The sequence below is a fragment of the Pseudomonas salomonii genome (assembly GCF_900107155.1).
Taxonomy (GTDB): Bacteria; Pseudomonadota; Gammaproteobacteria; order Pseudomonadales; family Pseudomonadaceae; genus Aquipseudomonas; species Aquipseudomonas salomonii.
On the sequence record NZ_FNOX01000008.1, the window covers coordinates 67,701 to 79,663 of the forward strand.

Consider the following 11,963-nt stretch of genomic DNA (forward strand, 5'->3'; position numbering starts at 1 on the left):
GATTACGGTAAATTTTTACTCTGCAGCCAGGTAGTCATGACCTCAACCAGTTCCGCCTTGCACTCCACCGGCAACCAATGCCCGCCGGGCAAGCTGGTTACGCTGAGGTCTGCGCAAGCCGCACGCATGGGGTCGCCCAACCGGTTGCCCTTGATGGTATTCATCGGGTCGTAGTCGCCGTTCACAAACAGCACGGGCAATGACAGGCGGCCTCCATCGGGCGCTCGGTGCGCATAGTCGATATTGGCATCGTCGTTTAAATACCACGCGCAGGGCGCGCGGAAACCATGGGCTTTGAAACTGTGCACCAGTGCAGCGAAGTCCGCCTGCGGCCATAGCGCCAGGTCGGGTTGGGTGGGTGGCGCCCGATGCGCCTCGCCAAACCGCCCACCTTTGCGGGTCACTTCGGCATTTGATGCCACCTTGGTGATGTTCGCCGGGTCGCCGCGTCGATAAATCGAGGCCAGCGATGCGGCTTTATCCGCATCAAGATCAGCGACGGCAGACGCAAAGTGCGTGTTGTAGTAGCGGTAGTAATCCCATTGACCGTCAGGGTACTGGTCTACCGGATAAAGCGTGCGGTCCACCAGCGGGACGAGCGTGGGCAGTGCATTGGTGCTCGGGAAGTACGGCACCGACACCAGCACCACGCTACGGCCGCGCTGCGGTTGATGGGCGGCCAGTTCACCTGCCACCACGCTGCCCCAGTCATGGCCCACCCAAATGGCGGGTGCGCCACCGAGATGGTCATGCAGCTCTGCCATGTCGGCCACGATGTTTTCAAGGGTGTAGGCATTGAGGGCGCAGGGCGCAGATGAGCCGCCATAGCCGCGCATGTCGGGTGCGACGCAGTGCCAGCCTTGAGCCGCGAACGCCTGTATTTGCGCGCGCCAGATCAGGCTGAGTTCGGGCCAGCCGTGCAGGAAGATCATCAACGGCCCATCGGCCGGGCCCGACTCCAGATAGTGCGTGGTATGGCGGGGTGTGTGGAAAATCCGCGAAGTCAATGTGAATGTGGACAAAGGAAATCCTCCTGATTACCGCACGAACTTTACATAGACAAGCTCAGGGTCATGCTCATCAAGGTTCTCGATTCGCCCGCTCGGTATAAACCCGGCCTTGGCGAGCATGGCTTGGGACGCCAGGTTGGAGGCATTGGTTGATGCAAACAACTTGGGCGTTTTGCACAACGCTTCTGCGCCCGCCAATAATTGCAACGCCAGACCCTGACGTTGATGCATCGGCGACACGACCACCAGCGCGACAAAGTCGTAGCTGAAAAACTCATCAGTCAACACCAGGTAGCCCGCACATTCACCGGCAGTGACGACGACCAGGCATCGTTGGCCAATCACCGCGTCATGAATAAACACGCGCCGATGAGCGTGGGCTGTGGCGTAGGCGTCCAACTCCACCAGGGCGCGTACGTCATCAGGCGTGGCCTGGCGGATCAGCCGGTTTTCAGGGGCCGGCGGGTGTCGGTCTTGGGCCATTGGAATCACCGTTGGGGCGAATGGGTAAGGTATTAGTGTTGAAGGCGTTTGCAGTGTTCAAAAAAAGAACGGCGGGCACGTGCATCAGCAGCATACAGCCAGCGCTGGCCGTGAGCGCCTCCTTGGCCAGCGCTTTGCTGTCAGCGTGTCAAGCGCCAGGCCTGACGCGGAATGCCAGGAAGACCGGGCCGGCAGGGAAGGTACTGACTTCCAGCTCATCGAGGGGATTGAGTGTTTGTGTTCGCACCCCTGCGTTGCTGTAGAGCGTGTGGCTGCCCAATGCCGCAATGTTGATCTTGCCGGCAGCCGCCTGGATCAGCGTGGCCTTGAACCCTTCAGTCACATCGTCACCCAGGGTGAGTGTGACGTCAGTGTTGCTGATCACCAGGATCGACTTGCCTGAATCGGCCATGGTCAAAGGCCTGCTGGCCGTGATCGAGGCGCTGGTGTGCACGTGGCCCCCGGCGTGGTAGCTGACCATCCTGGGGTCGGCGAAGATACGCGCGAAGGCCCCGACATAGTTGACACTGGCGCGCATGTCATCGAACTGTTCGAGTACATAGGTGCCGATGCTGCCGGAGACGTCAGTGCCGGGGTCCAGCGCCCATTTGCGCCCGACCATCAGCCCGATCCGGGTGTTGGCACGCACACCGGCGCGCAGCTCTTCGAGAAACAGTGTGCTGATCTGGCCGCCGCCTTTGCCCTGGGCATAGGTAAACCGGGCAATGGAGTGGCTATCGCCCGTAGGGCTGCCCTGGGAGGTATCGACCTGGTAGTCGATGTAGTCTGCCGAGACGATGGTGCTGGTGGTGTTGGCGTTAGGCGCCCAGGTGAAATCCAGAACCCTGCCGGTTTTGATCTGTTGCTGCGAGACGGTGGCCTGGGTGGTTGTGGTAGACCCTGACTGCTGCAAGTCGTCATTCATGATACTCATCCTTAAGTAATGTGCGTGCTTGGGTGTGGGTCGACATGGCCCGACGCGCATGACCGCCGTCATAGCGCTATTTTTCTACAGCCTTGGCGTGCGCTTTAGGCTGTATGGATAAACAGTAGTTCGGGTTTTGTCGCTTTGCAACTGTGGCGAGGGAGCTTGCTCCCGCTGGGGTATGAGTCGGTCAGCTCGTTTATCAGTATGTTTCGCAAGACCCTGGGTTCACCGGCGGCACGTTATATCCGCAGTACCCAGCCCGCTAGTCGTGCGCTCAATACTGATCCACCAGGCGCTGCAACTGCGGGTCTCGTAGCGTAAATACCTCGAACAGCCCGAGGGCACGTAATGCCGGTAGCAACGCCAGCAGGTCCTGCTCGGCGATGGTTCGCTGCTGTGCATCGGTGTTTGGATCACACCAGGCCCGGGCGTTCACCAGAAAGGCGCCCACACTGCCTTTGCGGATGACCACGCCGTGGCGTTCAGTCTGATTCTGGTTATCGGGCAACAGTTCTTCGGCGCGCATGGGGTGTGTTCCTGGGAGTTGAGGCTGCGACTATAGACGCGCCAATGTGGCCTGGGTACGCTATTAAAGACAATTGATAGTCCATCAAGGCCACTTATGTCCGCTCCGCTGATTCCCTCTTCGGTATTAACGGCTGCCGATGACCCGCTGGTTGTCGCCGTGGTCCGAGTGGACGCTGAACCGCGTATCACCGAGCGCCATTGCCATGCGCGTGGGCAGTTGCTGGGCACACGCCAGGGCTTGTTATCGGTGGACGCCGGGGCCAGCCAGTGGGTGGTGCCGGCAACCCATGCGGTGTGGATCCCGCCGAATATCTCCCATGGCGCGCGCTCCCACGGCCCCTTCGCGGGGTGGAGTGTCTACGTGTCGCCGCAGGGCTGTGTCGAGCTACCGGATACGCCTTGCGTCCTGGCAGTCTCCGGACTTTTGCGCGAGGCGGTGATGCGCGCTGCCGCCTGGCAGAGCCCTGAGCTGGATGCTGCGCAGTTGCGCCTGGCCGGGGTGATTGTGGATGAGATCCGGACCTTGCCACGGGTGACTCTGGGCTTGCCGATGCCTCAGGATGCGCGCCTGCGCAAGATCGCCCAGGCGCTGTCCGATTGCCCGGACGACGAGCGTCACCTGCAGGAGTGGGCGGCCTGGGCGGGCATCGCCCCGCGCACACTGACGCGTCGCTTTGTGCTGGAAACGGGTTTCAGTTTCACCGCGTGGCGCCAGCGCGTGCGTTTGTTGCGCGCGCTGGAGAGGCTGGCGGCGGGTGTGCCGGTTACGGGTGTGGCGCTGGAGTTGGGCTATGACAACGTCAGTGCTTTTATCGCACTGTTTCGCCGCACGTTTGGGGTGACGCCTGGACGTTACTTCACGGCGCATGAGCGTTTATAAGTAAAAAATCAATAGCTGAAGTTAGCGGTTTGCACTTTTATTGATGGTTATTCAGCTGTTGTTCAGGCCAAATTAAACTGAATAAACAGGGTGTATAACCTTTACAACTCTTTACCTTTGCAGTCTGGATGATTGAAAAAACAACATGCTAGCCTGCGCGCTTTCAACAGGCAGCAGGCGCGCATGAAAAGGCTAAAGGAACTGGCTGTAAACAAGCCCTGTTCATCTATATTTATAGTGGTATTTATTGTATTGGCTGCGCTGCAATACAAACCGGCCGTGCTCAACTACACCACACGCTTTGTCGACTTTGCCGAGTATATGCTCGCCCATGGCGTGACCCTGTTTCCCATTGCTGATGACCTGCAGCCATACCCCGATTACACGGTGCTCAATACACTGCTTGTGTACCTGGTTTCCTTGCCGTTCGGGCGTGTATCCATCCTGTCGATGGGGCTGCCTTTTTGCGTGGCGGCCGCCTTGATGCTGGTGTTTATTTACAAGCTGGGCGCCTTGCATGAAAAAAAATGGGGCGCCTTTGCGGTGGTCTTTGCGCTGTTTACCTGGTCATTCCTGGACGGCGTGAATTCCCTGGCGCTGGACATCTATCCGGCGCTGTTTACCGTAATGTGTTTTTACCTGGCCTATGCGGGCCAGTTGCACCCGCACCGCTTTCACTTGCTGCCGGTACTCCTGGGCCTGGCGCTGGGCTTTGCCTTTCGTGGCCCTATTGGCCTGATCGGCCCGGCGGGCGTGGTCGCCTCCTATTATCTGTTAAGTCGACAGTGGCGCCTGCTGCTGGTGTTCTGCCTGCTCGCGGGCCTGGTGCTGGGCGCAGGCATTGCCGTGCTGAGCTGCGCGGCCTACCTGCAAGGTGGGCAGGCTTTCCTGCAAGAGGTGCTGGTCATGCAAGGGTTGGGGCGCTTTGGCGCTGATCATGCTCCGCGTTATTACTTCTACTTCTCCGCGGGTTTGCTCACCTATGGCATCACTGCCTTTATCGCATTAAACGTGATTATCAAGAAGGGCAAACACTTCTTTGAACGCTCGCCGGCTCCGGCCACCCAACTGCTGCTGTACCTGACGGGTTGGCTGTTGGTGGTGATCGTGCTGTTCACCCTTCCAAGTTCCAAGAAAGCGCGTTACATCCTTTCGATTACGCCGGCGATTTCCTTATTGGCCGCCTATATCTTCGTGGATCGCAGCCAGCGCTTTGCAAGTACCCGCGACAAGTTGCTGAGGTTCTGCCTCAACTTGCCTGTGGTGGGTCTGGGGATGTTGTTACTTGCCTTTATTTACAGCTTGTATGCAGCCGCGCCGTTGCGGCCTAACTATCTTGGCGCCTGTGCAGGGTTGATCGGCCTTATTGCCATTCGGCCCTGGATACAGTTACGGTTTCATGCACATCCACAACGGGAGTTCGTGCTGTTGTGTTTTGGTGCTGCCGCCTTCCTGGTCCTGGATATGTTCTTCTTCAATGCGATTACTTACCACCTGGAATTGGCCGATGAACCGACCCCCAAGTTTCTGCCCTATTGGTTTTGGTAGGGCATGGTTTTGGTAGAGCGTGGTTTTGGTAGAGCATGTTTTTATCGCAGCCAGACCCGGAATCAAGCCAAACAACAACGTCACGCGCCAACCTCAGTCGAGCATCGGACGGGTCAACTGAACACTAACGTGTCAGGCTCGCGCCCGCGTGCCTGGCCGAAGGCGATCACCGCCAACTGCTCAATCACCGCCGCGCCAAACTGACGGCGAGCGCCTGGCGTCCATACCCAGGCAGGCAACCGGTATGCCAATAAAACAGTACTGACGGCTGGCTTGGGAGTGCTTGAGCTTTCGGCTGATCAAAACCTGCATCTGCCCATTCGACCGTCCCCGGCGATTCTGCTGACGTTTGAAGTGGCGAAGGCACTGCTCAATGGCATTGTTTCGAACGCCGAAATGGAGGCGCGTCAGGGCGACACGCATACCTTGATTGCGGCTGAAGACTACATCGACGATACGCCGGAAAATGGCCCCGCTGCCATTGGGCTCAGAGCCCTCGACGCGATTCGTGGGCAGTTGAGCGGTGCGCAATCCATAGCGCTGAAGTCCGTAGCGGTAGGGTGGCGGTCACTGTCTGGCGACGGCCTGCCTATCGTGGGGCCAGCGGGCGACGACGGCAGGCTGTATATCTTGAGCGCCCATCCAGGCTTGACCCTGGCGCCCACCTTGGCGCGGCTCTTGAGCGAAGAACTGATCATCGGGGTGGCTTCGCCATTGCTGAGCAACGTTCGGCCGCTGCGTTTTCGGGTGTGAGTGTCAGAACCCTGTGCCGTCAGCTGCTGTTCAACTCACTTTCAATATTCCATTGAAAGTCTATGTGCCCCGTGCGGATGGCTGACGCAACCGGGGTTTCATTACGCTGGGGTTCTCCTTAACCACCTGCGGCGTTTATCAACATGGTATTTAAAACCCCCATCACTTCGATCGGTGTGACGCTGCTTGCGCTGTTGATCGCAGGTTGTGCGAGCCATTCCCCTGACGGAGCGACCCCTATGCCAAAACCCTTGGTTTCCATCGTCGTACTCAAAGCCAAACCTGGCAAACAGCAGGCCCTCAAACACGGCTTGCTGGCTCTGGTTGCGCCAACGCGCACCGAGCCCGGTAACCTCGACTATGTGCTGTTTGAACTGCGCGACGCGCCCGGCACCTTCTACATGCGTGAAGCGTTCAAGGACCAGGCGGCCCTCGATGCGCATTTTGCCACGCCGTATTTCAAGCAATTTGCAGCCACGGCCGACGATTTGCTCAGCGAGCCGTTGCAACTGATCTTCCTTGAGCAAGTGTCGAACTGAACCATTCGTTATCTTGCACAGTTATCTACTTAACTGTGGTGCGACGCTGGACCTGTGGCGAGCAGGCTTGCCCTGCGTTGGGCTGCGCAGCAGCCCTATCCGGTTACGACTGACTCACCGAGTCGCCTGAATTGGGGCGGCTCCGCCACCCAACGCAGGGCAAGCCTGCTCGCCACAGTGAGAGTGTTCGTCCTTTCGCGTTGCAGATCAGTGCGTGCCCTTGGCGCCAAACATCTGTTGGGCGTGCGCAAAACACTTCTCGGCGATGGCCGAGCGCGGTTCGGTCTTGCGCATCACCAACCCCAACGGCGCAAGCACGCTGGCGTCCGGCAAGTTGATAAAGGCGAGGTTCTCGATCGGGTTTTCCATGCCGCTGTCCAGCGGCATGATCGCGCAGCAAAACCCTTCGTGGATCGCCTGGAACAGCTGATAGGTCGAATCGCTTTCGAGAATGGGCTGCGGGTCCAGGCCCCGGCTGCGGAAGCTCAAGTCAATGGATTTTCGATAGTGCATGCCATTGCTGATCATCCCCAGGGGCAATTGCGCGGCGTCTTCCCAACTCATTTCGGTGCCTTCGAACTGGAAGTGGCGCGTGTCGTACAGCAGGCCGACGCGGGTTTCGCCCAGTTCGAAAACCTCCAGGTAATTGGGGTTTACGTGGTCCAGGTAGCACACGCCCAAGTCCAGTTGGTTGGTGCCCAGGGCTTCGATGATCTTGTCCGAGCTCATCGACGACAGGCTGAACTTGAGCTCTGGAAACGTCTGGGACAGACCCTGGATGTAACTGATCGAGTTGAACCCGCTGAGCGGCACCAGCCCCAGGCGCAGGCTGCCCACCAACTGCCCGCGACACGCCGCCGCTTCGGCAAACAAACCGTCATGGGCGGCGAGCAGGGTTCTGGCCCAGGCCAGCACGCGCTCGCCGGCCTGGGTGAAACCTTCGAAGCGCTGGCCACGGGTGACCAGCTCCAGGCCCAGCTCATCCTCCAGATTGCGCAGGCGCATCGACAGGGTCGGCTGGGTGATATGGCAGCGCGCGGCCGCCTGGCCGAAGTGCCGAGTCTGCTCCAGCGCGATCAGGAATTTGAGTTGCTTGATGTCCATTTAAAGCCCCAGCCTGGGAATAAGTGAGCGGTCATGATAAGTGCCCGTGCCTGCACCCGCAGCAGACCCTCTCATTGTAAGGCCTGCGCGTCCAATCGCCTGCATTGACGTGATCCTCACCAGCGGATCAAAAGCAGAGCAGCAACCTGATTTTCGCCGGCGTGACCGGCTTTTTTGCGTCCCCTGAAACCTGTACACAATTTGAAATGTTTAAGTGGTTTAATGTTTATGTCGGCTTGCGATGGATCGCAGCCGCCGACAGACCTTTTGTCATTGAATCGCCCAAGGAGCTACACCCAATGAGCTACACCCTGCAAGGAAGTATAAAGTCCAAACACTTAGCGTTTCTGTTGATCCCGCTGATTGCCGCCTGTACCACACCGGACAGAACCCGTGAGTCGGCCATCACACCGCAAGCCCAGCCGCAACAGGCCTCGCAGTTCGACAACTGCGCAGTCGGCTGCCCCAGCGGCGGCAGCCCGCTGACGCTGAACCGTCAGGCGTACACCCTGAACAACAACGGTTCGACCAAGTTTGCCAACTGGGTGTCGTACAAAATCACCAAGACCACCCCCGCCAGCGGCCGCGCGCGCGACTGGCAGACCGACCCGGACATCCCGGCCGGCGAAACCCTCGACCCGGTGGATTACAACGGCGCCAATGTCGCGCTCAAAGTCGACCGTGGCCATCAGGCCAACCTCGCCTCGATGGCGGGCGTAGCGGATTGGCAAAGCCTCAATTACCTGTCGAACATCACACCGCAAAAGTCCGACCTCAACCAGGGGCCTTGGGCGCACCTGGAAGACCAGGAGCGCAACCTGAGCAAGCAGGCGGGAGTCGACGCGGTGTATGTCGCCACCGGGCCGCTGTATGAGCATTTTGTCGGCACGCTGCCGGGTACGAACAAGGTGCACACCCTTCCCAGTGGCTACTGGAAAATCATCTTCGTCGGCAGCTCGCCTGAAAGTGGCATGTATGCCTCGTTCGTGATGAACCAGGAAACGCCCAAGGGCGCCAATTTCTGCGATTACCAGGTGCCCGTGAGTCAAATCGAAGAGCGCTCGGGCCTGACATTCTGGAGTGGTTTGCCGCAAGCGGTGCAGGCCGCGTTGAAGGCCAGGCAAGGGCAGTTGCCGGGCCGCATCGGTTGTAAACAGGCGTTGTAATGCCAAGGGCAGGGGCCTTGACGGCCCCTGTTTGAATCAGCGCCGCTCGGCGTTCGGGTGCGTCTCGCGCCCACGAGCATGGCGCAAGGGCTTGCCAGGAACCTGCGCTGATCAGCACAGGAAACGGTTGCGCGCCTCCCTGAGCAAGTCGCGCACCTGGTCAACGCGCAATAACAGTGTCATTTGCCGCTCATCGACGATGATTTCCGCCACGATCAATGCGCAAATCATCGGCGCGGTCACCAGCCAGTGCTCGTAACATTGGGTAGTCAACGATACGAACACGCCCACAATCCACAACGCCAGCACCCACTTGGGGGCACGACGTTGCAGGGGCACCCCGAAGCGCTGCAACCTTTTCAAACGAGCCGTGTGCAGCCTTAACGAAGCTTCGAGACGGGACAGCTCATTGCTCATGTTTAAACTCGCTCAACGGTACGGGCGCAGCCTGGGAGCGTGGTTCCCAGCCAGGACAGGTTGACCCGTTCAACTTCTACCCAATGCTCGCCGGCAGGTTTTGTGCGGCAGCTTTTAAACGCAATACACACTTGCTCCATGTCCAATAAAGCAAAGTGCCGGTAACGGGGCGGGCGCTTGAACACCGAAAAAAACATACGCATCGCCGCGCCTCGCTCAATCAAACGTGCCAACTGAGTTCAAACAGCGTGCCGCCGTTTTCCATGCGGCGGCAGGTCACGGCGCCGCCATGGGCGAGGGCGATGGCGCGCACCACGGCCAGGCCCAGGCCACTGCCGCCCTGAGCGCGTGAGCGGGAGTTTTCACCGCGTTGGAAGGCGTCAAACAGGCGCGCGGCAAAACCTTCGTCGATGCCGGGGCCGTCATCGCGCACACGCAGGTAGTTGAAGCCGTCGCGGGTGCTCAGGTGCACGATGACATTGCCCGGTGTCGCGTGCCGCCGAATGTTATCCAGCAGGGCCAGCAAGGCCTGGCGGATGCGCGCCGGGTCGCAGCGCAGGGTGCGGCGTTGCAGGTCCAGTTGCAGTACAAAACCTGCGGCCACCAGGCTCGGTTCAAACAAGCGCACATCGTCTTCGATGCCCGTCGCCAGGTCGGCTTCTTGCAGGTTGAGTTCCAGGTAGCCACTGTCGGCCAGCCCCACCACGCGCATATCCTCGATCAAGCGCGTCAAGCCTTCGACCTGGCCCAGCAGGCTGTAGAACTGCGCGGTGTCGGGTTCGAATACACCCTCGGCCAACCCTTGCAGGCGCCCGCGCAGAATAGTCAGGGGCGTGCGCAGTTCATGCGCAATCGCGGCATTCCAGAACGCCTGCTCCTGCGCCATGCGCTGCAAGCGCTTGGCCATGCTGTTGAAGTCGTTGACCAGGATCGCCGCTTCGCCGATCGACTGGTCACCGGCAACCGCCTGCACGTCCAGGTCGCCATCGGCCAGTTTGCGCAGGTTCTCGGCCACGGAATTGAGCGGCATCAGAATTCGCCGCGACAGTTTCAGCGCGACAATCGAGCCCACCGCCAGGCTCACGCACGTGGTCAGGCCCATCCACACCCATTCAGCCTTGGCCGGCAGCCAGGCATCCACTTCGGCGTCGGTGAGCGGCCAGTAGGTCCATAGCAATGCATAAAAAATATACGAGCCGATCACCGCCAGGGCGATCACGCACAGCACCACGGCGCACATCGACAGGATAATCTGGCGGCTCAGGCCATTGAGCCCTTTCACACCACGCTCCCGAACCGGTAGCCGACGCCACGGATACAGGTGGGCACACCCTGCACGCCAAGGTCTTCGAGCTTGCGCCGCAGTTTGCTGATATGGCTGTCGACCGTGCGCTCCAGGCTGTCGCTTTCCGGCGAACACTGGGCCAACAACTCGGCGCGGCTGAACACCCGTTTCGGTGCCTTGGCCAGTTGCGCCAGCAGCCTGAATTCGGTGACGGTCAAGGCCAGCGGCACTCGGCGCCCGGCCTGCGTCACCGTGGCTTCGTAGCTTTCCAGGTCAATTTCAAACGCGTCCACCCGCAGTACCGTGGGGCAGGCGCGGTCGCGATAAGCGATGGAGCGGCGCAGTACCGCCTGGGTACGCGCCACCACTTCGGCCGGGTTGAACGGCTTGACGATATAGTCGTCGGCGCCGATGCGCAGGCCCATCAGCTTGTCCATGTCCTGGTCTTGCGCGGTCAGCATGATCACCGGCGTATGGCCGCGCTGGCGCACCTGCGCGAGCACCTGCCAGCCATCCACGTTGGGCATCAGCACATCCAGCAACATCAGCTCCGGCTTGAGCGCCAGGTGCATGTCCAGCGCCTGTTGGCCGTCACGGGCGTGGGCGGTGCGAAAGCCGCTACGTTTGAGGTAAGCCACCAGAATGTCAGCGATTTGCGGCTCATCTTCGGCAATCAGCACGAGGGCCTGGGGTTCTCTGACACAGTCCGGGCGGGGCATCGATGCAACGGGAAAATCAGTCATGGTCTGCTCGGTGAATACGCGGCGAGCCTGTGCATCCCTGCGCTCGGGCTTATCTGCCTGATCGTGGCTGCCGGTCCATGGCCACGTTTGCCAGTAGTGATCATAGCTTCTGGGTGAGGGTGCTGGACTCCAGGGCAGGAATCATCGTGTTCTCCTGGTAGATCTACGCAACGGTGAACGCAAGTGTGCGCAACCAGCATGTGCTTTCATGGGAGGTTTTGTGGAGAAACGATGGAGACGGGCAATAATTTTTGCCCGAGAGCAGGGCGTTGGGATGGATTGACGACCAATACCGTGAAACAGCAACAGTAGAGCCATACTCGGTCAACTGTGGGAGCTGGCTTGCCTGCGATGGCATCACCCCGGTATGGCTGATGCACCGAGGTGTCTGCATCGCAGGCAAGCCAGCTCCCACAGTTTGACCGTGTTGATTCAGGCTGGAGCTTTTGTGGGCTTCAGGCACTCAATGGAGCGATCCACGGTGGTCTTGGCCATCTCCAGCAAATGCCACACCGCCAGAATTTTCGCCCGCTGGGGACTGGCCAGCAAATCACCGCAATTGAGTGCGGTAGCGCAAGC

The 11,963-nt window shown here is 59.7% G+C and carries 14 protein-coding genes and 1 pseudogene; 5 read left to right on the forward strand and 10 right to left on the reverse strand.

The genetic code is table 11. The features are described 5' to 3' along the window. Positions 1–2: 2 nt before the first annotated feature. The 4 genes from BLV67_RS18670 to BLV67_RS18690 all read right to left on the reverse strand — a co-directional run bounded on the left by BLV67_RS18670 (position 3) and on the right by BLV67_RS18690 (position 2,947). Positions 3–1,022 (reverse strand): alpha/beta hydrolase, encoded by a 1,020-nt coding sequence (locus BLV67_RS18670; protein ID WP_069785891.1) that lies wholly within the window; start codon positions 1,020–1,022, stop codon positions 3–5. A 15-nt stretch (positions 1,023–1,037) separates the two neighbouring features. Next, positions 1,038–1,493 (reverse strand): GNAT family N-acetyltransferase, encoded by a 456-nt coding sequence (locus BLV67_RS18675; protein ID WP_065931440.1) that lies wholly within the window; start codon positions 1,491–1,493, stop codon positions 1,038–1,040. A 148-nt stretch (positions 1,494–1,641) separates the two neighbouring features. Next, positions 1,642–2,418: a hypothetical protein gene (locus BLV67_RS18680; RefSeq protein ID WP_170875863.1), complete on the reverse strand. Its 777-nt coding sequence runs from the start codon at positions 2,416–2,418 to the stop codon at positions 1,642–1,644. Positions 2,419–2,695: 277 nt separating this feature from the next. Continuing rightward, a complete protein-coding gene (locus BLV67_RS18690) occupies positions 2,696–2,947 on the reverse strand; it encodes a hypothetical protein (RefSeq protein WP_065931438.1) in 252 nt (83 codons plus the stop codon). 96 nt (positions 2,948–3,043) lie between these two features. Here BLV67_RS18690 and BLV67_RS18695 point away from each other — a divergent pair, with 96 nt between their 5' ends. After that, complete coding sequence (locus BLV67_RS18695; protein WP_069785890.1) at positions 3,044–3,829, forward strand: AraC family transcriptional regulator; 786 nt, start codon at positions 3,044–3,046, stop codon at positions 3,827–3,829. 183 nt (positions 3,830–4,012) lie between these two features. Next, entirely contained in the window at positions 4,013–5,377 is a 1,365-nt protein-coding gene (locus tag BLV67_RS18700) for an ArnT family glycosyltransferase (RefSeq protein ID WP_083269295.1), read from the forward strand. Positions 5,378–5,490: 113 nt separating this feature from the next. On the opposite strand, the gene BLV67_RS33500 is transcribed toward BLV67_RS18700, so the two are convergent. Further along, positions 5,491–5,616, reverse strand: a complete 126-nt coding sequence (locus BLV67_RS33500; protein WP_256122226.1) for a MerR family transcriptional regulator — start codon at positions 5,614–5,616, stop codon at positions 5,491–5,493. A 22-nt stretch (positions 5,617–5,638) separates the two neighbouring features. On the opposite strand from BLV67_RS33500, the gene BLV67_RS18705 reads away from it, so the two are divergent. Both BLV67_RS18705 and BLV67_RS18710 read left to right on the forward strand, forming a co-directional pair. After that, complete coding sequence (locus tag BLV67_RS18705; RefSeq protein ID WP_083269294.1) at positions 5,639–6,130, forward strand: FAD-dependent oxidoreductase; 492 nt, start codon at positions 5,639–5,641, stop codon at positions 6,128–6,130. A gap of 239 nt (positions 6,131–6,369) precedes the next feature. Then, positions 6,370–6,669, forward strand: a complete 300-nt coding sequence (locus BLV67_RS18710) for a putative quinol monooxygenase (protein WP_069785887.1) — start codon at positions 6,370–6,372, stop codon at positions 6,667–6,669. Positions 6,670–6,876: 207 nt separating this feature from the next. Here BLV67_RS18710 and BLV67_RS18715 read toward each other — a convergent pair whose 3' ends face one another. Beyond that, positions 6,877–7,773 (reverse strand): LysR family transcriptional regulator, encoded by an 897-nt coding sequence (locus BLV67_RS18715; RefSeq protein WP_065931434.1) that lies wholly within the window; start codon positions 7,771–7,773, stop codon positions 6,877–6,879. A gap of 311 nt (positions 7,774–8,084) precedes the next feature. On the opposite strand from BLV67_RS18715, the gene BLV67_RS18720 reads away from it, so the two are divergent. Next, positions 8,085–8,939: a DNA/RNA non-specific endonuclease gene (locus tag BLV67_RS18720; protein WP_069785929.1), complete on the forward strand. Its 855-nt coding sequence runs from the start codon at positions 8,085–8,087 to the stop codon at positions 8,937–8,939. Between the two features lie 111 nt (positions 8,940–9,050). On the opposite strand, the gene BLV67_RS18725 is transcribed toward BLV67_RS18720, so the two are convergent. From BLV67_RS18725 to BLV67_RS33690, 4 genes and pseudogenes are all read right to left on the reverse strand, one after another. After that, a complete protein-coding gene (locus BLV67_RS18725; protein WP_065931432.1) occupies positions 9,051–9,356 on the reverse strand; it encodes a hypothetical protein in 306 nt (101 codons plus the stop codon). 220 nt (positions 9,357–9,576) lie between these two features. Next, positions 9,577–10,638 (reverse strand): ATP-binding protein, encoded by a 1,062-nt coding sequence (locus tag BLV67_RS18735; RefSeq protein WP_069785886.1) that lies wholly within the window; start codon positions 10,636–10,638, stop codon positions 9,577–9,579. Then, positions 10,635–11,384, reverse strand: a complete 750-nt coding sequence (locus BLV67_RS18740) for a response regulator (RefSeq protein ID WP_065931430.1) — start codon at positions 11,382–11,384, stop codon at positions 10,635–10,637. The genes BLV67_RS18735 and BLV67_RS18740 overlap by 4 nt, the downstream gene beginning before the upstream one ends. Positions 11,385–11,816: 432 nt before the next feature. Next, positions 11,817–11,963: pseudogene (locus BLV67_RS33690) on the reverse strand (DUF6124 family protein); the annotation flags it as partial.

Coding starts and splice junctions, on each gene's coding strand:
- BLV67_RS18675 (WP_065931440.1), bottom strand. CDS start 1,493: ATGGCCCAAGACCGACACCCGCCGGCCCCTGAAAACCGGCTGATCCGC.
- BLV67_RS18680 (WP_170875863.1), bottom strand. CDS start 2,418: ATGAATGACGACTTGCAGCAGTCAGGGTCTACCACAACCACCCAGGCC.
- BLV67_RS18690 (WP_065931438.1), bottom strand. CDS start 2,947: ATGCGCGCCGAAGAACTGTTGCCCGATAACCAGAATCAGACTGAACGC.
- BLV67_RS18695 (WP_069785890.1), top strand. CDS start 3,044: ATGTCCGCTCCGCTGATTCCCTCTTCGGTATTAACGGCTGCCGATGAC.
- BLV67_RS18700 (WP_083269295.1), top strand. CDS start 4,013: ATGAAAAGGCTAAAGGAACTGGCTGTAAACAAGCCCTGTTCATCTATA.
- BLV67_RS18710 (WP_069785887.1), top strand. CDS start 6,370: ATGCCAAAACCCTTGGTTTCCATCGTCGTACTCAAAGCCAAACCTGGC.
- BLV67_RS18715 (WP_065931434.1), bottom strand. CDS start 7,773: ATGGACATCAAGCAACTCAAATTCCTGATCGCGCTGGAGCAGACTCGG.
- BLV67_RS18725 (WP_065931432.1), bottom strand. CDS start 9,356: ATGAGCAATGAGCTGTCCCGTCTCGAAGCTTCGTTAAGGCTGCACACG.
- BLV67_RS18740 (WP_065931430.1), bottom strand. CDS start 11,384: ATGACTGATTTTCCCGTTGCATCGATGCCCCGCCCGGACTGTGTCAGA.